The organism is Pseudodesulfovibrio alkaliphilus (genome assembly GCF_009729555.1).
In the GTDB taxonomy this organism is placed as follows: Bacteria; Desulfobacterota; Desulfovibrionia; order Desulfovibrionales; family Desulfovibrionaceae; genus Pseudodesulfovibrio; species Pseudodesulfovibrio alkaliphilus.
Map to the genome: position 1 here is coordinate 217,125 of NZ_WODC01000004.1, position 19,351 is coordinate 236,475.

Here is a 19,351-nt window from a genome sequence, read left to right on the forward strand (position 1 = left end):
TTGCGCGACCACAAGGGGCCGGATTGTGTTTGCGCAACAAGATGCGAGATTTTTATCCATGATTACAGGGAATAAGGGTTTTGTTCGGATGTGTTTCGGACTGGAATGGTTGTTGCTATTACTTGTTATCTAGCAGGATCGCGCCCAGCCGACAGCCCAGAATCCCGGAGGTGACCGCCATGGTTGACAAGAAATATTCCGTTCTCCGCTGGAAGATCATCGGCGGGACCATGGCCTTTTCGCTCATTCCTCTCTTTGCCATCGGGCTGTTCGTGTACAACGATTTCCAGACAGCCTACCATACCAAGATCACGAAGAACCTTTCCACCATGGTGGGGGACAAGCAGCAGGCCCTGGACATGTTCCTGGATGAGCGCACGGCCCAGTTGCGGACCATGCTCTACTCCCACTCCCCGGAAAACCTCGCCGACAAGGTGTACCTGCAAAAACTTTTCAATGCCACGCAGACCAGCGCCCAATCCTTTGTGGACATGGGGTTCATCGACCAGTCCGGGGCGCATGTCGCCTATGTCGGCCCCTTCGCTCTGGGCGAAGTCAACTACAAGGATGCGGACTGGTTTCAGAAAACCCTGCACAAGGGCCATTTCATCAGCGACGTGTTCATGGGATTTCGCCGGTTTCCCCACTTCATCATCGCCGTATCGCGCAATGTCAGCGGAAAGACCTGGGTGCTGCGGGCCACCGTTGATTCCGACGTGTTCGACAGCTTGGTCCAGGCTGTCCAGGTGGGGCGGCGCGGCGACGCTTTTCTGGTCAACCACAACAACATAATGCAGACCCACTCCCGCTTTCACGGTCCGATCCTCGAGCCGGTCTCGCTGCCGAACCATCGGTCGTTCAAGGGGGTCCGGGTCGAGCAGACAGATATTTCCGGGCGCAAGATGTTTCTTGGCACCACCTGGCTCGACAGCCTCCGCTGGCGGCTGGTCATCCTGGAGGATCCTTCCGAAGAACTTTCCGCCTTGTGGCGCACCACCTGGCTTCTGGCCGTGGCCTGTCTGATCGGCATACTCGTTATCACCCTGGGCGCAGTGCTTATGGCCCAGGCCATTGTGCGCAAAGTGATGCTCGCTGATCGGGAAAAGTCGATACTCGACGCCTCCCTCATGCAATCAAGCAAGATGGCGGCGCTGGGCAAGCTCGCGGCCGGGGTGGCCCACGAGGTGAACAACCCGTTGACCCTTATTCGCGAGGGCGCGGGCTGGCTCAAGGACATGCTCGACGACGAAAGCCCGGAGACAATGAAAAACTATGAGGAATTCGCCCGCAGTCTCGACATGATCGAACTCCATGTGGACCGGGCCCGCGAGGTCACGCACCGCATGCTCGGATTTGGCCGGCGCATGGAGCCCCTGCATGAAAACGTGGACCTCAATGTCCTGGCCGAGCAGACCATCCGGTTTTTGCGCCAGGAGGCCCTGCACCGCAATATCCATATCGACACGGAGCTGGCCCCGGACCTGCCCAGAGTGACGACGGACGGCAACCAGCTGCAACAGGTGATCCTGAACATACTCGACAACGCCCTGGACGCCGTGGGCCAGGACGGCCAGATATGGGTCAGCACGGCGTCCGACGAATGCGGCGAGGTGCTGCTGACCATCCGCGACGATGGGCCGGGCATGTCCTCGGAGACCCTCAACCACATCTTCGAACCCTTTTATACCACCAAATCCGTGGGCGAGGGAACGGGGCTCGGGCTCTCCATCTGCTTCAGCATCATCGAGAAACTCGGCGGGCGCATCGAGGTTCGGAGTGCGCCGGGCGAGGGATCGGTATTCACCATTCGTCTGCCCAGACCGCAGGCGTGACTCCGGGGAGGGAGCGATGGACAGCAAGATCACGGTACTGGCCGTTGACGACGAATCATATTTCCTCGAATTGTTCGCCAACCGTTTCCGGCTGCGCGGGCTTGAAGTGCTGACCGCCTCCAGTGGCAGGGCCGCCTTGGAAATCCTTGCCCGGCAGCATGTGGATGTGGTGGTCCTTGATGTGCTCATGCCGGGCATGGACGGCATCGAGACCCTCAAGGAGATCAAGAAGCGGCATCCTCAGCTCGAAGTGATCATGCTCACCGGGCACAGCTCTGCCGACATGGGGCTCAAGGGCATGCGGCACGGAGCCTACGATTATGTCATGAAGCCGTTTCAGATCGAGGATCTGCTGGGCCGCATCAGGCGTGCCCACGAGCGCCGCCGCCTCAGCCAGGGCTATGCAGGGGACGAGGCATGAACCCCCTGCGCGCCCTGGCCCTTGCCCCGCATCCCAAGGTCGGCCTGCCCCGGCTGGGCATGGCGGCCCTGGCCTCGGGTCTGGCCCTGGGCGCAGCCGCCACGGACGGGCCCCTGGCCCTGGGTGCGGCCCTGGGCGCCGCTGTTACGGCGTTTGGCGCGGCTCTGCCCTGGTCAGGAAAACAGTCCCCCGGTCAGGCCAGGGACATGGACGATCTGCTGATTCATTCCCAGAAGATGTCCGTCCTGGGCGAGCTGTCGTCCGGCATTGCCCACGAGATCAACACCCCGCTGGGCATCATCGGTCAGGAGACCGAGCTTCTGCAGCTCATCGCCTCGCGGCCGGAGTTCGCTGCCCTTAAAGCCAGCCCCGAGCTGCTGGAGCGCATCGACCAGATCTCGACCCAGGTGGAGCGCTGCGGTGACATCACCCATCAACTGCTCGATTTCGCCCGCAAGACCAAAGCCGTGTTGCAGACCGTCAACCTCGGTGAACTGGTGGAGGACATGACCCGGCTGGTTGAGCGCGAGGCGGGATACCAGAACATCACCATCACCCGGCGGTACCGGGACGGAAAGCGGCTCATCTCCACAGACCCTTCCCTGGTGCGTCAGGTGGTGCTCAACCTGCTGCAGAATGCTGTTCAGGCTGTGGAGAGCGACGGCATGGTCACGGTCAGCACGAGGATTTCCGGGCAGCAGGCGGAGATAGAGGTGGCGGATACCGGCTCCGGAATCCCGCCCGAGAACCTGCAGCGGATTTTCGATCCGTTTTTCACCACCAAACCGCCTGGCCAGGGCACGGGGCTTGGCCTCTCCATCTGCATGAAGATCATGCACCGGCTGGGCGGACATATCAGGGTCAGGAGCAATCCGGGTCAGGGGGCCGTGTTCACCCTGCTGCTGCCGGTGGCCGGACCCGAATCTGCGCAAACATCCGACAACCCAGCCAGTGGCAACCAAGGAGATCGCCATGAGTGAGAAGACAACGGTTCTGGTCGTGGACGACGAAGAGCGCTTTGCCAGCAACATGGTCACGCTGCTTGAGGGGCATGACCTGATCGCCAAGGCGGTGTACTCCGGGGAGGAGGCCCTGGACTTGCTGCAGCGGGAGGATTTCGACGTGATTCTGCTTGATGTGAAGATGCCCGGCCTTTCAGGCATCGGCACCCTGGAGAAGATGAACCGGATGGGCGTTGACAGCAAGGTGGTTGTCCTTACCGGACATGCTTCTGTGGACGATGCCGTGACCCTGCTTGACCTGGGGGCGATGGACTATCTGCTCAAACCCTCCAAGACCCATCGGGTTCTGGAGATGATCCGGCTGGCCAAGGAGGCCCGGGAGTTGCAGAAGCAGGCCGGAGCCTGACGACCGTTCCGTCAGTCGGCGGACCAGCGGCCGCCGACTGACGGCATCCAGTCGTGGCTGAAATCGCCTTCGAGAAAGCCCCGGGCCAGCCTCTCGACGCTTGTCTCGTCCGTCATCAGCATGTCCATCTGGCGGGTGTAGATGAGCAGTCGGCCCAGATCCTCAAGCCGGGAGGCGATCTCCTCGCCCGGGTACTTGGCGAACCGCGCCTTGACCATGTCCGCCTCCACCTCCACCCGGAATCCGATCCCCTCGAGCATGAGCCCGATGGCCCGGACGCGCCGGTTGCGCCGGACATCGTCGGCGGCCCCGCCCTTGAACTGGAAATTGATGTAGTTGCTGTTCACGGTCTTGCCGCAGTAGGCGTCGAGCACGCCGTAATGATAGCCCACCCGCGAGCTGAAGTTGAGGTACTTGTCCGTGATGATGGCGTAGCTCTTCTCCCCGAACCGTTCCCGCTCGGTGGAGAACATCTGCCGGGTCATGACCGAAAGGAACCCGCTCATGTCCACTGGCCGGGGTTCGCACGGCCTGAGCCGCTCGTCCAGCATCCCCCTGAGCAGTGCGGCAAAGGGAGCGGACACAACCTGATGCACTGCGGCGATGCGCGATGCGCTGTCCGCTTCGAGCCCCCCGCCCAGGTCGATGACGTGGAGGTCAAGGGGAAGCCGGGCGTTGAGCTTGCGGGCCACCTCGCCCTGGGAGCTGGCCAGGTCGCTGATGGCGAACATGGACTCATAGCATCTCTCGTGCACAAAACGCATGACATCGTGCACCGTGCGGCAGTTTCCGGCCCGAAAATCCGGTGACTTGGGATCGGTCAGGTTCAGGGGGAGCACCAATGCCCCGAGGGCGCGCAGGGCTTCGTACACCGGCGTTCCCTTCATGAGCGTGCCGGTGTCGTCGGTCCGCAGGGCCAGAAGCGGCTCCACGCTCCCCTCAAGCACCCGGCCGAGCCAGGCGTCAACGGTCACTTCCCGGCCGTTTTCCAGGACGCGCATGGCCCCCTTGGCACCCAGCAGGGCTGGCAGTTGGTATTCCCGGGCCAGGGACGCCATGTGTCCGGTGACGCTGCCGTGCTCTGTGACCACGGCAGCCGCCCTGGTCATGACCAGCGAATAGGTGGGCGAGGAGTGCTCGGCCACCAGCACGGCACCTCTCGGGAACCCTGCCAGATCATCCTCGGTGAGCACCCTGTACACGGGGCCGCTTCCCACGCCCGGACAGGCCACCTCCGCCCCCTCGAGCAGTACCGGGGCCTCCACCTGGGGCAGGTCCGGCGGCACAAAGGCCGCCCCGGATACCTGCAGCGGGCGGCACTGGAGAAAAAGCAGCCGCCCCGAGCGATCAAGGGCCCACTCCACGTCCTGGGGCGCTCCGAAGTGCTCTTCAAGCCGCACAATGCTCCGGGCCAGATGCCCGATCTGTTCTTCGTTCAGGCAGGGCGCGCCCCGGTCTTTCTCCGGGACCGGGCGCTCCTCCACGCCTCCGCCGGGCCGCATGACGAGCATGACCTCCTTGGGCGCGGCCTCGCTGGAGAGAACATCCTGCGGGTTGGTGCGCGAGACGCGGTACTTGTCGGGATCGACGCGCCCGTCCACGGCGTAGGTGCCCAGCCCCCAGACCGCGTTGATGACCATCTCCGGCCGCCCCGGAGCCAGCGGATCGCGGGAGTAGGCCACGCCGCTGGCCAGGGGGTCCACCATTTCCAGGCAGACCACGGCCATGGCCGTTTCCTCGGAGAGGATGCCGTTGGCCAGCCTGTAGGCTATGGCCCTGGGCGAGAAGAGGCTGGCCAGCACCAGCTTGTAGCTCTCGACCAGCCGCGCCGGGACCAGTCCGAGAATGGACTTGTACTGCCCGGCAAAGGAAAGCTCGCCGTCCTCGCCGATGGCGCTCGAACGCATGGCCAACCTCAGGGTTTCGTCCTGGCCAAAGACTTCGGCCAGGCAGTCGTGCATGGCCTTTTCCAGGGCGGGCGGCATCTCCCCCTGCAAGAACAGGGTCTGGATGATCTGGCTGGCCTCCATAAGGGTCTCTGGCGCCTCGGGGTCCACCGCCCGCTGGGCCTTGTCGATCTCGGGGCCAAGCTGGTTGTGGTCCAGAAAGAGCTGATAGGCGGCTGTGGTCAAGGCAAAGCCCCGTGGCACCGTAAGGCCCACCGCGCCGGCCATCTCGCCCAGGTTGGCGTTCTTGCCGCCCACGCTGTCGATCATCGTCCGGCCGACGCGCACATGAGGCAACACCAGATCGGGTACCGGCGGCCGGTGGCCGACCTCGCCGAGGACTTCGCCAATTTTCAGATGCAGCGCTTCCAGGGTTTCGTGCAGACGGGGCTGGGCGCGCCCGGAGAGCCGTTCATAGGATCGGACCATCCTGGCGGCGTAGAACAGCGCCCGAGCCCCCTGGGAGCGCACGTAGGCCATGCCGAAAAGGGTCCTCCCTTCGAGCATTCGGTCCATGGAGGAGAGCAGGCGCAGCAGCTCGGAGTTGGCGTCGAGGATCGCCTTGAAGTTGGTGTAGCGGTCCTTGAAGAGATCGTCGACCCTGGTGTCGCGGCGGCGTGAGAAGAGCCGTCCAAGAAATTCGAACATGATGCCTCCGCGTCAATTGGCGGCGGTAGCGCCCGTTGGCAGCAATTCGTATCGGGTGGCCGGGCCGCTGCCAACCTTGACCAGACAGCCCTTTCTGACCAGGTCGTTGAGGTCGTAGATGGCGGTGCGCGAGGCCAGGCCGCCGCCGACAAAGTCCTGATATTCGCTGCGGGTGATGCTGCCTCGGGCCATGAGCAGCGGATAGACCTTGCGCTGGCGGTCGTTAAGACGCAGCCCGGTGGGTACGCGGGAGGGGGCGGGGTTTTCCATACCGGCCACGGCCAGACCCGCTGCGGGAGGGGTGGCCGGTTCGGGTGGCTGGGCCCCGCCATCCGCAGCCGGTGCGCTCCGGGACAGCGAGAGGGACAGGGGATTCCAGTCGGAGAGCCGCTCTTCCTCCAGCTGGATGTCGTTGGCCTGGATCACCTCGTTTTCCACCATGACCGCGGCGCGGGTGATGCAGTTGACCAGTTCGCGGATGTTGCCGGGCCAGTCATAGGCGTTCATCTTCTCGATGGCCCCCCGCGACAGGGCAAGGCCCACCTTGCCCACCAGCGACTCGGCCTGCCTGAGATAGTAGAGCGCCAGGCTGGGGATGGACTCCTTGTGCTCGCGTAAAGGGGGAACATTGATGGTCAGCACCCTGAGACGGTAATACAGGTCCTCGCGGAAGGTCCTGTCCTCTATCATGGTCGTCAGGTCCACGTTGGTGGCGGCGATGAGGCGCACATCCACATCCAGTTCCTTGTCGCTGCCCAGTGGCTTGATCTTGCGCATGGCAATGGCCCGGAGCAGGGCCTGCTGCCCCATGAGCGAGGTGGACTGGATCTCGTCCAGAAAGAGGGTGCCGCCGTTGGCCTGGAGAAAGGCGCCCTTGCGATCGTCCTTGGCCTCGGTGAAGGCGCCTTTGGTGTGTCCGAACAAGGTGTCCAAAAGCAGGTTTTCGTCCAGTGCGCCGCAGTTGATGGAGATGAACGGCTTGCCGGCGCGGGAGCTGTGGTTATGGATCGCCTCGGCGGCCAGCTGCTTGCCCGTGCCCGTTTCGCCGACGATCAACACGTCCACATCCACACGGGCGGCCTTGAGGATGTCTCCCTTCATCTGCGCGATTTTCAGGCCCGAGCCGATGATTTCCGGCAATGGCGAGATCCCGTCCGCCTCATGGGGCGAGTCGTCCAGGCTGGCCCGTTCCTGCATGCTCACCAGGAGCAGTTCCTGGTCCTTTCTCCAGACCTGTTCCATCTGATCGCGCAATCGCGCAACAAGGGTGTTGACCGCGGCCTTGAGGTGGTTGGTCTCGAATCCGGCCGAGGGAAGGTCCACCTCTTCGGGGTGGGCCAGGTCCATATCGCGGACAGCCCTGGCCAGCAGGAAGATGGGTTGCGTGATATAGCGGGAGAGCAGGTAGACCAGCAGCACCATTATCCCAATGGTGGTCAGGGTAATCAGGAACATGACATCCAGATGGCGGTATCCGGCGATGAGGGTCAGCTGGCTGCGGTCCACGAAGGCGATGCCGCCAACGATCCTCTCGGAACCGTCCGTGCCCCCCCTGAACCGGACCGGGGCATAGGCGAGGAAGTGCGAGTTGACCTGGTTCTGGTTTTTGTCGCGGTCCTCCAGGAGCAGGCAGTTGGCCCTGCCCGCCCGGATGTCGGCGATCATCTCCCAGTAGTCGGCGTCGGCGTTGAAGGGGCGAAAGGCCGAGGGCAGGCCCGGTTTGCCCAGAGTGCCGTCGTGGCCGCTGCGGGCAAGCATGGTGGAGATTTCCGATCCCGGATGCTCGATCATGTCGGACTGGAAGAGCATCCAGCCGTCCGTGTCCACCATGTAGGAGTAGCGGAGTTCGTCGCTGCGGGAAAAGGCGTAGAGCGGCGAGCGCGAGGAGTTGAAGACCGAGAGGATGTTGCGAAGCTCCCTGGCCTCGAAACTGAGGAACAGAAAGCCGCGCCGACCCTCCCCGCCCAAGGGCACCACCGTGGCCATGCGAAAGACCGGAGCCTGAATCCTGTTGTTGGCGTTGGCCTCAAGGGGGAAGGGGAGCTCGGCCTCCTCCACCGGAAAGAGCATGACATCTCCGGGCGAGAGGTGGGTCAGTTCCTCGAAGTGCAAAAAGGGGTTGGGCTTGACCGTGGCGATCATCTGCTCGGGCACCTCGAACATCTCGTCGCCGCAGACAACCATATAGACATGGCCGGTCAGCTCGGGCGCGAAAAACGCCAATTCCCTCACGGCCGTCCCCCCGGCGACACGTTTTCTTGCGAGATGATCGCGCAAAGCCTGCGCATCAAGCGGGCCATGCGAGATAAAGAGGAGCTCCCGGCGGTATTCGTTCAGACGGCCTTCCACGTCGTGGGCCATGGCCAGGGCCTGGAGGCGGGCTGTGCGCTCAAGGCCGATCTGCGTATATCGGTTGGAAATTTTGTAGTTGAGATAGCCGGTGATCAGCAGGATGCCCATCAGCGTGGGCAACAGCGAGAAGAGCAGCTTCTTTTTCAGGCTTAAGGAGAGAAACCATCTGAAAAATCCGAACCCGGGCATCGGGTGGTATTGCGGCATAGCCTCCTCCACTCCAACGATCTTGACCCGAGATCACACTCTCATGATCGCGCAAGCAGGGTCAACAAAAAATAAATCCAAATATTTCAGTTCGCGGGTCCCGGCTTTTGCGCGATTAAGCTGGCACACGCCTTGCTATAGGAAGGGGAGCCAAAGACTTGAAGGGGTTAGGACGAGACAGAGGAACCTTTAACAGCGAGGGCTAAGACCATGATCATTATGGTAGCTATGGACGATTCGGGCTTTGCCAGGGCGGCGCTCGATCAGGCGCTGAAAATGGCCGCTGCGGTCAAGGCAGAGGTGGTGGCAGTCAGTGTGGTCCCCCACCTCGGGTTGGTGGAAGGAATGCAGGACAGCATGATCGCCCGCCTGGAAAGCGAGGCCGCGAGCCTGATGGAGGAGGCTGCCTCTGCGGGAAGCAAGCAGGGGGTGACGGTCAAGACGAGGGTGGCAAGCGGTGTTTCGCCTGCCGATTCCATCATTGACGTTGCCAGGGAAATCAAGGCTGACCTCATAGTGGTCGGGCATCGGGGCAAGAGCAATCTGGAAAAATTTCTCATCGGCAGCGTGACCAACGCGCTGGTGACGTACGCTCCCTGCTCGGTCCTGGTGGTCAAGTAACAACTCACAACGGAGGAAACCCAATGCGTAAACTGCTGAAGATCGGAGCCCTGCTTTCGGGTTTGCTGGCTCTGATTCCCCAATTGGCCCAGGCTGCGGGCGAGAAGGCCGACGAGCTGATCGTCGTGGCCGACACGCGTGTCCTTGATAACAGCATCATGCTGTACTTCGCCGACCTCTACAATACCAATATCCTGCTTTTCGCCATCTGGGCCGTGGCCCTTACGGCGGTCTATGGCGTGTTTTTGGGTGTTCTGATGGACTTCATCATGGCCAGGACCGGCCTTGACCTTTCAAAGCGCAAGATCATCGAGCACTAGGAGGAAATGAGTCATGGAAATGTTTGGCGATTCCAGCTGGCTGTACATGTACATGCCCATTGCGGGCGTGACGATCTTCTGGCCCGGCCTGGTGCTCATCGGCTTCTCGGTGGGCGTCATCGGCGGCTTCTTCGGCATGGGCGGTGCCTGGATGGTTACCCCCGGCCTCAACATTCTCGGTTTCCCCATGGCCTTTGCCATCGGCACTGACATTGCCCATATCGCGGGCAAGTCCATGGTCTCCACCATGCGCCACTCCAAGTTCGGCAATGTGGACTACAAACTTGGCATAGTCATGATCATAGGAACCATGTTCGGCATCGAAATCGGCGCCCAGCTCATCATGTACCTTGAACGCATGGGTACTGTCGGCTCCGTGGTGCGCTGGGTCTATGTCGTCTTCCTGCTCCTGATCTCCTTCATGGTCTTCTACGACTACTACAAGGCGGTCAACAAGAAGAAGCATGGCGAGGGAGAAGGCGATCGCGGCACCGAGGGCATCACCTGGTACAAGACCCTGCACAAGATCCGCATTCCCCCCATGATGCACTTTGAGAAGGCCGGCTTCACCTGTTCGGCCTGGCTGCCCATCGTGGTCAGCTTCGTCACCGGCATCCTGGCCGGCTTCCTGGGCATCGGCGGCGGCCTGCTGCGCATGCCCGCCCTGATCTACCTCATCGGCTGCCCGACCCACATCGCGGTTGGCACCGACCTCTTTGAGGTCATGATCTCCGGCCTGTACGGCGCCTTCACCTACACCCTGAAGGGCCGCATCGAGCTGGTGGCCGTGTTCGTCATGCTGACCGGCGCCGCCATCGGTGCCCAGATCGGCACCGTGGCCACCAAGTACGCCAAGGGCTACGGCATCCGCATTGCCTTCGGCATCGCCGTGCTCTGCTGCATGATCTCCATCATCCTCAAGGAATACGGCTACGCGATGATGTCCGCGGCGCTCATCCTGGGCACCATCTCGTTGATTTGCCTGTATATCATGAAGATCATGTTTGTTGGCGCGGCCCAGGAGCTTCGCGACAAGAAGCAGGCCCAGGGGTAGACCCCAAGACTCAAACAGCAAGGAACAAACGCTATGCGAAACATCAAGACCATTCTCCTGACTGCGGCGCTGCTGGTGCTTCTGGCCAGCGCCTCGGCCTGGGCGGCGAGCGTGGCTCAGGGAGCCTGCGTCTCCTACGACGAGACCACCAATATCCTCGTTATCGACGAATATGACTTGAATTTCTCTCCGGAGTTCAGGTACGGACAGCCCACTGGTGTGCTGACCGAGTTCGACACGAGCACAGCCAAGATCGGGATGCGCATTGAGGTGGGCGACGTGATCCGCCTTTCCTACAATCCCGTTGGCGACAAGAATGTCGCCCTGAAGATCATGAACGTGTCCAAGCAGGATTTGATGGGCAAGTAACGAACCCTACCACCCCTGCGCGGTCCGCCCGTTTCCGCCCCATTGGTGCGGGCGGGCCGCACAGGGAACAGGAGCCGATATGCGAAACAGACAGCCCCTGACCAATGCACAGCGCGCCGTGGTCGTCGTCATGGACATTCTCCTGCTCGTGGAGCTGTCCCTGTGCATGTACTGGAGCAGTGCCAATCCCGAGACCATGGTGACTTCCTTCATGAAGACTTTCCTGCCCATCGCCTCGATCACGCTTTTTGCCGCGTGGTTTACCATCAAGCGACTGGCCCCTGCCAACGAGGAACCGGCCCTTCAGGAAGGAGCGTGACATGAGTCAGTTGCTGGTGCTTATCCTTTCGGTAGGTCTGGGACTGGCTGTGGGCGTGGCTCTGGCCCGCCGCTCCAGAAACAGGCGTCAATCCTGGTCGTCGTCAAAGGACAAGTCATAGCATGACCACACGGACCTTCAATCGCATCGCGCTGCTCGGCATCGCCTTGCTGGTTTTCTCGGTGATCGACTCCTGCACCGCCGCCTTTGGTACGCCCTATGTGTTCCGTATGACTCCGGGTGATACCGTCCTCGTCAGCGGCGACCTGCTCGACACCCCGGCCATCCCCAACAGATGGCTTGAAGAGCCCAGCCTGGAGACCATCCGCAGCCACGTCGACTTCACCCGGGAAACCCCTGGGCTGCACATCGACTTCATCGAGCTGCGCGGCCGTTTGTGGCGCGGCTACCTGCAGATTGATTCCGTCACACCGGGTCAGTACACCTTTCAGGTCTTCAACACCGCCTCAAAGGAGCCGGAGGTGGAGCCCCTCTACACGGTGCGGGTCTTTGCCGACCGGGATGCGCTGCGCGCCGACATGCCCTCCATCTCGGAGCGCTATCTCGATATCCGGCCGGTGCTGATTTTCTTCATGGCCATGCCGCTGACCATGCTTCTGCTCTATCTTTCGTTTCGCCAGTCAGGCAAGGACGAAGCCCTGCTCATCAGCCAGGGGATCGGCTCGGTCTACAAGCTGGCCAAGAGCAAGATCGGCTGGGATGTGATGGTGGGCCTTGGCAGCGACCACGGCGTCAACCCCGGCGATACGCTGCGCATCCTCGACCGCAAGATGCACGAGGTGGGCGAGTTGAAGGTGGAGACGGTCGGGCCTGAGGCCAGCGGGGGGCTGCTTCCCCTGGACGCGAACATCAAGTCCGGCTATTACGTTGCCCTGCCCGGGGCCGTGGTTCCTGAAATGAACCGACCCTAATCCCGACGAGGAAAACGATACACATGGCCAAGCCCATTTCCGTCTTATTGGTCGACGACGAAATCGACCTGCTGGACTTTCTGTCCAAACGTCTTGCGCGCCGCGGCTTTCTGGTCCAGACTGCCAGCAATGGCAGGCAGGCGCTGGCCGCCATCAGCGCCAGCAAGCCGGATGTCGTGCTTCTGGACATGCTCATGCCCGGCGGTATGGACGGATTGGCGACACTTGGGGAAATCCGCCGTCTTTTTCCGCATCTGGAAGTTGTCCTGCTCACGGCCCACGCCTCGACAGAGGCCGCCCTGCGGGGCATGGAGCTTGGGGCCTACGACTACATGGTCAAGCCCGTGGCCATCGGCGAGCTGGTGCTCAAGATCGAAGAGGCATCCGGGGTGCGCGGCCCCATGACCAGTGGCACAAGGACAGGCAACGGATTCAACGCCTGACTCACCAACGCTGACCTGCAAGAAGTGCTCATGGCAACCTTCTGGAACAGGCTTTCGCGACTGATCGGACTCAGCTCGCCCGAAGAGGACGAGGCCCTTGAGCAGGCGCTCAGGCTCGACTTCCGTCGACGTTGCGCCCTGTTTCGCCAACTGGTGAACTCCAACAACCGCGCCCTTGAGGTCATGAGCGACATGGAAGAGATGTTGCGCGGGGGCAAGCCCTTTGGACTGCCCCAGGTGCGCGGCATGTGCGCCCAGGCCACGGCCAATGTTTTCAAGATGATCCGCTGCCTGGAAGGCATGACAGACGGTCGCCATAACGCCCTGTATGATCGCTTGCGGGCCGTGCAGCAGGAGATCGGCCGCCATGTGGAAGGCGGCAGGGAACCCGTGCCAGGCCCCCTGGTTCTCTCGCTGGCAGCCATCGGCGCGGCCGATGCGGGCGAGGTGGGGCCCAAGATGGCCAACCTGGGTGAGCTTGGCCGCATCGGCCTGGACGTGCCGGGCGGCTTCGTGATCACGGCCAGCGGATTTCGCCGCTTTTTCGAAGACGCGGGTCTGAGCGCCGAGATCGAAGGCATCATCCGCGAACGGCAGGTGGACCGGCTCGACGCCCGCTACGCCCTGTCCTCGACCATCCAGGAATTGATCGTGGCCGCGCCCCTGCCCGATGAGCTGGTGCAGGCCATCGAAGAACAGTGCCAAGCCCTTGCCGACGCTTACGGCGACGAGGTCAGGCTGGCGGTGCGCTCGTCCGCCCTGGGCGAGGATTTGCCCGACGCCTCCTTTGCCGGTCAGTACCGCACCGAGCTCGGCGTCCGCCTCGACCAGGTCGTTCGCTCCTACAAGGAGGTGGTGGCCAGCAAGTACGGCGTGGCCGCCATGACCTATCGCTGGAACCGGGGCATACCCGACGAGGGCATGGCCGTGTGCGTCGGGTGTCTGCCCATGGTGGACGCCTCGGCCGGCGGGGTGGTCTATTCCCGCGATCCGGTCCACCCTGCGGATCGCAGGCTGGTCGTCCACGCTGTGCCGGGCCTGCCCACTGCCGTGGTGGACGGCAATGTCCAGGCCGACCGCTACCTTGTCTCCCGCGACGACCCCATGTGCATCGAGGAAAGCCACGTTCCCAGGAAGCGTTCCATGGCCCAGCTGGACGCCATGGAGGGTGTTGTCCACGTTCCGTTGCAGGACTCCGAGGCCGAGGCCTCTGCCCTCTCTCCCCAGGCCATCATTGATCTTGCCGGGAAGACCCTGGCGGTGGAGCGCCATTTCGGGCAGCCCCAGGATGTGGAGTGGGTCGTGGACCGCCAGGGAACCCTGATTTTTCTCCAGGCGAGACCCATGACCGGCCATATGCCGATGGTTCCCGAGCCCCAGGACGAGCCGGACCTGCCCCTGCTTCTGGACGGCGGCGAGCCCGCCTCTCCCGGCGCGGCCTGCGGGCCGGTCTTTGTGGTGCGCAAGAACGCAGACGCCTTTTCCTTTCCCGAGGGCGCCGTGCTGGTGGCGGCCCAGGCCCTGCCCCGCTGGGCGCCGCTGCTGCCCCGAGCCGCAGCCGTGGTGGCCGAGACCGGCAGCGCGGCCGGGCACCTGGCCAATGTGGCCCGCGAGTTCGACGTGCCTGCCGTGTTCGGGCTGGAAAACGCCATCTCGGCCCTGGACGGCAACCAGATGATCACCGTGGACGGCACTCATGGCCGCATTTTTTCCGGCTGCGCCGAGGAGCTTTTGGCCAGTCAGGCCGCAAAGGGGCCGGACTTCATGCTCGGCAGCCCGGTCATGAACACCCTGGCCAGCGTGGCCCGCCACATTGTGCCGCTGACCCTGCTCGACCCGGAATCCCCGGATTTCCGTCCCGAGTTCTGCCGCACGCTCCATGACATCACCCGGTTCTGCCACGAAAAATCCGTGGGCGAACTCTTCTCGGCCGACAGCGGGCCGGTGCGCAAGCGGCTGGCCAAGCAGCTGCGGTACAACGGCCGCCCCCTCAAATATTGGCTTATCGACCTGGGCAACGGGTTCACCGATCCTCCCCAGGACCGCTACATCGACTTCGAGAATATCGCCTCGCGCCCCCTGCATGTGCTCTGGGAGGGCATGACCGCCAAGGAGTGGAGCGGACCCCCGGTGCTGGACGCCAGGGGATTTGCCTCCATCATCAGCCAGGCGGCATCCAACAGGGACATCGAACCGGCCATGGCCTCCAGTTTTGAGGTCAAAAACTACTTCATGATCACCGATACCTTCCTTTCTCTCCAGTCGAGGTTCGGGTTCCACTTCTGCACCCTGGAGGCCCTGATCGGCGAGATTGCGGACGAGAACTACGTCAGCTTCCGCTTCAAGGGCGGCGCGGCCGACCAGGACCGCCGCATCCTGCGGGCCGAGCTGGTGGCCGACCTGCTGGAGGAGCACGGCTTCCGCACCGAACTCCGCCAGGATGCCCTGCTGGCACGGGCCGAGGCCCTGCCCAGCGCCGAGCTGGAAGAGAAGCTCAAGATCCTGGGATTTGTCATGATCCACACCAAGCAACTGGACATGGTCATGAAAAACCGGGAGATGGCGAGGGTCTACGAGCAGCGTCTGCGTCGGGACCTGACGGCGATGATTTCCAAAGCCAGACAGTAGCGGTCTGATCCGGGGTTGCCTCGGGTAAAGGACAAAAGCAAACAGGGAGCCTTGCGAGGCTCCCTGTTTGTTTGAGGCTGTTGTTCCGTTTAGGCCACGTGCTCGGCACCGGCCTGGATGGCCTTGGTGTTGGCGGGAATGAGCTTGTGGTAGTGCGGGGAGATGACGTTTTCCAAGGAGTCGACGACCGCCTTGAGGGGAATGATGCCCGTGGCCTGGACATAGGCGCCGATGGCGACCATGTTGGCCATGCGGGTGTTTCCGAGCTTGTCGGCGATCTCGTTGCAGGGCACCCCGTGGCATGTGAGGCGGCCGGTATCGGCCAGCTCCATGTCGATGAGCGAGGAGTTGATGATATGGACGCCGTTGTCACCGACCCGGGGCTGGAACTTGTCCAGCGAGGGGCGGTTCATGGCGATGAGGGACTTGGGCCGATGGATGATGGGCGAGCCGATGTCCTCTTCGGACAGGACCACGGTGCAGTTGGCGGTGCCGCCGCGCATTTCCGGCCCGTAGACCGGGATGTAGGTGACGTTGAGGCCGTCCTTCATGCCCGCGTAGGCGAGCAGGTTGCCGATGAGCATGACGCCCTGGCCGCCGAAGCCCGCGATGATCGCGTCGATGTAGCGCATCAGCAGATTCCTCCTTCCTCGGAGATGTCCTTGAACACGCCGAGCGGGAAGTAGGGGATCATCTCGTTTTTTATGCGGTCGTTGGCCTGCACCGGGGTCATTTTCCAGTTGGTGGGGCAGCCCGAGAGCAGCTCCACGAACCCGAATCCGGTGGCGTTCACCTGGCACTCGAAGGCCTTGCGCAGGTGCTTCTTGGCCGCGAGGATGTTCTTGACGCAGTCGAGCGACCCGCGTGCGGCATAGGCCACGCCGCCCAGGGAGGCGATGATCTCCGTCATGCGGATGGGCGCGCCTTCGTGGGTGACGCAGCGTCCGGCCGGGGTGGTGGTGGTTTTCTGGCCCAGCAGGGTGGTGGGGGCCATCTGGCCGCCGGTCATGCCGTAGACCGTGTTGTTGACGAAGACCACGCAGATTTTCTCGCCCCGGTTGGCGGCGTGCATGATCTCGGCCATGCCGATGGAGGCGAGGTCGCCGTCGCCCTGGTAGGTGAAGACGAAGTTGTCGGGCCGGGAGCGCTTGACGCCGGTTGCCACAGCCGGGGCGCGGCCGTGGGGCGCTTCCACGGCGTCCGTATTGAGGTAGTTGTAGAGAAAGACCGAGCAGCCGATGGAGGCCACCAGGAGCGATTTCTCGGTCAGGTTCATCTCGTCGAGCAGTTCGCCAACCAGCCTGTGGGCGATGCCGTGGTGGCAGCCCGGGCAATAGTGGGTGGGCCTGTCGATGACGCTCTCGGGCCGGGAGAAGACGAGTTTTTCGTTTGTCTGGGTCATTTTATTTACCCTCCAGGCAGGCGAGGATGGGGGCTTCCAGCTCGTCCGGGGTGGGCAGGTTGCCGGGGTAGATGGGGAAGAAGGCCGAGTCGGCCACGGTGCGGATGGCAAGACGCACATCGTCCACCATCTGGCCGAGGTTGTGCTCGATGGTCAGGAACCGCTTGCCCGCCTGGGCAAGTTTCTTCAGGTCCGCGCTGGGGAACGGATAAAGGGTGATGGGGCGCAGCAGTCCGACCTTTTTCCCCTGCTTGCGGAAGCTGCGCACTGCGGATTTGGCGATGCGACCGATGGAGCCGTAGGCGCAGACGACCAGCTCGGCGTCCTCGGTCTCGTAGTGCTCGCACTCGGCCATGTCCGCCCAGGCGTCGTACTTGGCCTGCAGGTGTCTGTTCTGCCCGGCCAGCTCTCCTTCGGCCAGGAACAGGGACTTGATGAGCCGCTTTTCGCGTCCCGTCTCCCGGACGTTGGTCCGGCCGGTGATGGCCCAGTCGCGCCCGGCCTCGTCGTCGATGTTGTCCGGCACCCAGGGGGTTATGGGTTCCTTCATCTGCCCGAGGATGGCATCGCCCAGAATGAGCACCGGGGTGCGGTGCGTAAAGGCGATGTCGAACGCCCGGATGGTCAGGTCGTACGCCTCCTGCACGGTGCCGGGGCCGAAGGTGAAGTGGCGGTAGTCGCCGTGGCCGCCGCCGCGGGTGGACTGGTAGTAGTCTCCCTGCGCCGGGCCGATGTCCCCCAGGCCCGGCCCGCCTCGGTTCATGTTCACGACGACCGCAGGGACTTCGGAACCGGCCATGTAGGAGATGGCCTCCTGCTTGAGTGACATGCCCGGCGACGAGGAGGAGGTCATGGCGCGGACTCCCGCCGCGCCCGCGCCCAGCAGCATGTTGGCCGCTGCCACCTCGGACTCGGCCTGGACAAAGTCGCCGCCCGCCTTGATTATGGCTGACGACATGAATTCCGGGATGTCGTTCTGCGGGGTGATGGGGTAGCCGAAGAAGCACTTGCACCTGGCGGCCAGCGCCCCCCGGGCGATGGCTTCGTTGCCCTTGACGAAGATGCGTTCGGGTTGTTTGCTCATGTTATTTCCCCCCTTTCTTTTTGGGGGTCTTGTAGACCGTGATGGCGATGTCAGGGCAGATCAGGGCGCAGGACGCGCAGCCGGTACATTTCTCTTTTGAATCCTCCGGCACCTCCACGACCTTGTAGCCGCTGACGTTGAACCGATCGGACTGGACGATGATGTCCACGGGACAGACCGTGGTGCATAATAGGCATCCCTTGCAACGGTCCTCTTGAACCTCGATTCGCGACATGAAACGCTCCTCTTCCGGCCTCAGGGCGAGGCTGGCCGTTTGAATCAGATGGATATGGGGTGTATCCGCAATTATTTGATAAGCATCGCGTCGCCGTACGAGAAGAAGCGATACCCGTTCTCCAGGGCAAACTCGTAGGCCGAGAGGATGCACTCTCTCCCGGCCAGAGCCGCGATCATAATGATCAGCGAGGATTCTGGCAAATGGAAGTTGGTGATCATGGCGTCCACCACCTGGAAATCGTATCCAGGAGAGATGAAAATGTCTGTTTCGCCTCGGAACTCTCCAATGCGCCCACTCTCCCTGACCATTCCCTCCAGGCTCCTTGCGCTGGTGGTCCCCACGGCCACGACCGGCCGACCTTCGGCCTTGGCACGCTGCACCGCCCTGGCTGTGGCCTCGGGCACCTCTAAATATTCCGCGTGCATCCGGTGCTCGCGGATGTCCGGGCAGCGCACCGGGCTGAAGGTGCCATAGCCTACATAGAGGGTTACCTCCGCCCACTCGAAACCCTGATGGGCCAGTGTTTCGCGCAGCTCCCGGGTGAAGTGGAGTCCGGCCGTGGGCGCGGCCACGGAACCGGCCTTGTCCGCATCGCTGTAGGTGGTTTGGTAGCGCTCCCTGTCCGCCGCGGTGTCGGGACGCTGGATGTAAGGGGGCAGCGGCAGATGGCCGACGCTTTCGAATCGGTCTCTCAGGTCTTTGCGCCAGCGGAGTTCCACCTTCCACCGGCCAAAGGGGCCTGCCTCAAGAGGCGTCAGCTCGAAGTCGTCGGAAAAGGCGATGACCGCGCCTTGCTTGGGGGCCTTTGAGGCGCGCAGGAGTCCTTCGGCTTGCGCAGTGCGCCAGCCGTCCCTTGCGGCAGGGGCTGGCATTATCAGCGGCAGGGGGGTGAGCAGCAGGAACTCCACCCGGCCGCCAGTGTCCTTGGTCCCGAAGACTCTGGCCGGGATGACCCGCGAATTGTTGGCCACAAGCAGGGCGCCGGGCGGCAGGTGGTCGGCGAGTCGGTCGAAGACGCTGGATTGCATCCGGCCCGTGCCCTTGTCGAGCACCAGCAGGTTCGAGCCGTCGCGCCGGTCGGCAGGGGCCTGGGCGATACGGTCTTGCGGCAGAGTGTAGGCGTAGCTTGCGAGTTGGTAATCCTCGGGTATTTCCATGGGCTGTGTC

19 protein-coding genes are annotated in these 19,351 nt (G+C 62.8%); 12 read left to right on the forward strand and 7 right to left on the reverse strand.

Annotated features, from left to right (window positions below; genetic code table 11):
* Window positions 1–179 precede the first annotated feature (179 nt).
* From GKC30_RS08100 to GKC30_RS08115, 4 genes are read left to right on the forward strand one after another with little or no spacing between them, the layout of a single operon-like run.
* Window positions 180–1,832: a sensor histidine kinase gene (locus GKC30_RS08100; protein WP_155933872.1), complete on the forward strand. Its 1,653-nt coding sequence runs from the start codon at window positions 180–182 to the stop codon at window positions 1,830–1,832.
* Between the two features lie 16 nt (window positions 1,833–1,848).
* Window positions 1,849–2,253, forward strand: a complete 405-nt coding sequence (locus tag GKC30_RS08105) for a response regulator (RefSeq protein WP_155933874.1) — start codon at window positions 1,849–1,851, stop codon at window positions 2,251–2,253.
* Window positions 2,250–3,233, forward strand: a complete 984-nt coding sequence (locus GKC30_RS08110; protein ID WP_155933876.1) for a sensor histidine kinase — start codon at window positions 2,250–2,252, stop codon at window positions 3,231–3,233. The genes GKC30_RS08105 and GKC30_RS08110 overlap by 4 nt, the downstream gene beginning before the upstream one ends.
* A complete protein-coding gene (locus tag GKC30_RS08115; protein WP_155933878.1) occupies window positions 3,226–3,621 on the forward strand; it encodes a response regulator in 396 nt (131 codons plus the stop codon). The genes GKC30_RS08110 and GKC30_RS08115 overlap by 8 nt, the downstream gene beginning before the upstream one ends.
* Window positions 3,622–3,632: 11 nt before the next feature.
* Here the strand turns inward: GKC30_RS08115 and GKC30_RS08120 are convergent, their stop codons facing one another.
* On the reverse strand, window positions 3,633–6,215 hold the full coding sequence (locus GKC30_RS08120; protein ID WP_155933880.1) for a PEP/pyruvate-binding domain-containing protein: 2,583 nt from the start codon (window positions 6,213–6,215) through the stop codon (window positions 3,633–3,635).
* A 12-nt stretch (window positions 6,216–6,227) separates the two neighbouring features.
* A complete protein-coding gene (locus tag GKC30_RS08125; protein ID WP_155933882.1) occupies window positions 6,228–8,774 on the reverse strand; it encodes a sigma 54-interacting transcriptional regulator in 2,547 nt (848 codons plus the stop codon).
* A gap of 210 nt (window positions 8,775–8,984) precedes the next feature.
* Between GKC30_RS08125 and GKC30_RS08130 the strand changes: the two genes are divergently transcribed.
* The 8 genes from GKC30_RS08130 (at window position 8,985) to GKC30_RS08165 (ending at window position 15,460) form a co-directional block, all read left to right on the forward strand.
* Window positions 8,985–9,395 carry a universal stress protein gene (locus GKC30_RS08130; protein ID WP_155933884.1) on the forward strand — a complete coding sequence of 137 codons (411 nt, stop codon included), beginning with the start codon at window positions 8,985–8,987 and terminating at the stop codon, window positions 9,393–9,395.
* A gap of 23 nt (window positions 9,396–9,418) precedes the next feature.
* Window positions 9,419–9,715: a DVU0150 family protein gene (locus GKC30_RS08135; RefSeq protein ID WP_155933886.1), complete on the forward strand. Its 297-nt coding sequence runs from the start codon at window positions 9,419–9,421 to the stop codon at window positions 9,713–9,715.
* Window positions 9,716–9,728: 13 nt separating this feature from the next.
* On the forward strand, window positions 9,729–10,769 hold the full coding sequence (locus GKC30_RS08140; RefSeq protein ID WP_155933888.1) for a sulfite exporter TauE/SafE family protein: 1,041 nt from the start codon (window positions 9,729–9,731) through the stop codon (window positions 10,767–10,769).
* Between the two features lie 33 nt (window positions 10,770–10,802).
* Window positions 10,803–11,138 (forward strand): hypothetical protein, encoded by a 336-nt coding sequence (locus GKC30_RS08145; protein WP_155933890.1) that lies wholly within the window; start codon window positions 10,803–10,805, stop codon window positions 11,136–11,138.
* 79 nt (window positions 11,139–11,217) lie between these two features.
* Window positions 11,218–11,457: a hypothetical protein gene (locus GKC30_RS08150; RefSeq protein WP_155933892.1), complete on the forward strand. Its 240-nt coding sequence runs from the start codon at window positions 11,218–11,220 to the stop codon at window positions 11,455–11,457.
* Window positions 11,458–11,579: 122 nt separating this feature from the next.
* The gene (locus GKC30_RS08155) at window positions 11,580–12,389 is read left to right on the forward strand and encodes a hypothetical protein (RefSeq protein ID WP_155933894.1); all 810 of its coding nucleotides are present in this window, start codon (window positions 11,580–11,582) and stop codon (window positions 12,387–12,389) included.
* A gap of 23 nt (window positions 12,390–12,412) precedes the next feature.
* Window positions 12,413–12,832 carry a response regulator gene (locus tag GKC30_RS08160; protein ID WP_155933896.1) on the forward strand — a complete coding sequence of 140 codons (420 nt, stop codon included), beginning with the start codon at window positions 12,413–12,415 and terminating at the stop codon, window positions 12,830–12,832.
* 30 nt (window positions 12,833–12,862) lie between these two features.
* The gene (locus GKC30_RS08165) at window positions 12,863–15,460 is read left to right on the forward strand and encodes a PEP/pyruvate-binding domain-containing protein (protein ID WP_155933898.1); all 2,598 of its coding nucleotides are present in this window, start codon (window positions 12,863–12,865) and stop codon (window positions 15,458–15,460) included.
* Between the two features lie 89 nt (window positions 15,461–15,549).
* Here the strand turns inward: GKC30_RS08165 and GKC30_RS08170 are convergent, their stop codons facing one another.
* The 5 genes from GKC30_RS08170 to queA all read right to left on the reverse strand — a co-directional run bounded on the left by GKC30_RS08170 (window position 15,550) and on the right by queA (window position 19,341).
* Window positions 15,550–16,092: a 2-oxoacid:ferredoxin oxidoreductase subunit gamma family protein gene (locus tag GKC30_RS08170; RefSeq protein WP_155933900.1), complete on the reverse strand. Its 543-nt coding sequence runs from the start codon at window positions 16,090–16,092 to the stop codon at window positions 15,550–15,552.
* Window positions 16,092–16,862, reverse strand: a complete 771-nt coding sequence (locus GKC30_RS08175; RefSeq protein ID WP_155933902.1) for a thiamine pyrophosphate-dependent enzyme — start codon at window positions 16,860–16,862, stop codon at window positions 16,092–16,094. Before GKC30_RS08175 ends, GKC30_RS08170 begins: the two co-directional genes overlap by 1 nt.
* A 1-nt stretch (window position 16,863) precedes the next feature.
* Entirely contained in the window at window positions 16,864–17,946 is a 1,083-nt protein-coding gene (locus tag GKC30_RS08180; RefSeq protein WP_155933903.1) for a 3-methyl-2-oxobutanoate dehydrogenase subunit VorB, read from the reverse strand.
* Window position 17,947: 1 nt separating this feature from the next.
* Window positions 17,948–18,181 (reverse strand): 4Fe-4S dicluster domain-containing protein, encoded by a 234-nt coding sequence (locus tag GKC30_RS08185; protein WP_155933905.1) that lies wholly within the window; start codon window positions 18,179–18,181, stop codon window positions 17,948–17,950.
* Between the two features lie 71 nt (window positions 18,182–18,252).
* On the reverse strand, window positions 18,253–19,341 hold the full coding sequence (gene queA, locus GKC30_RS08190) for a tRNA preQ1(34) S-adenosylmethionine ribosyltransferase-isomerase QueA (RefSeq protein ID WP_155933907.1): 1,089 nt from the start codon (window positions 19,339–19,341) through the stop codon (window positions 18,253–18,255).
* Between the last annotated feature and the right edge of the window lie 10 nt (window positions 19,342–19,351).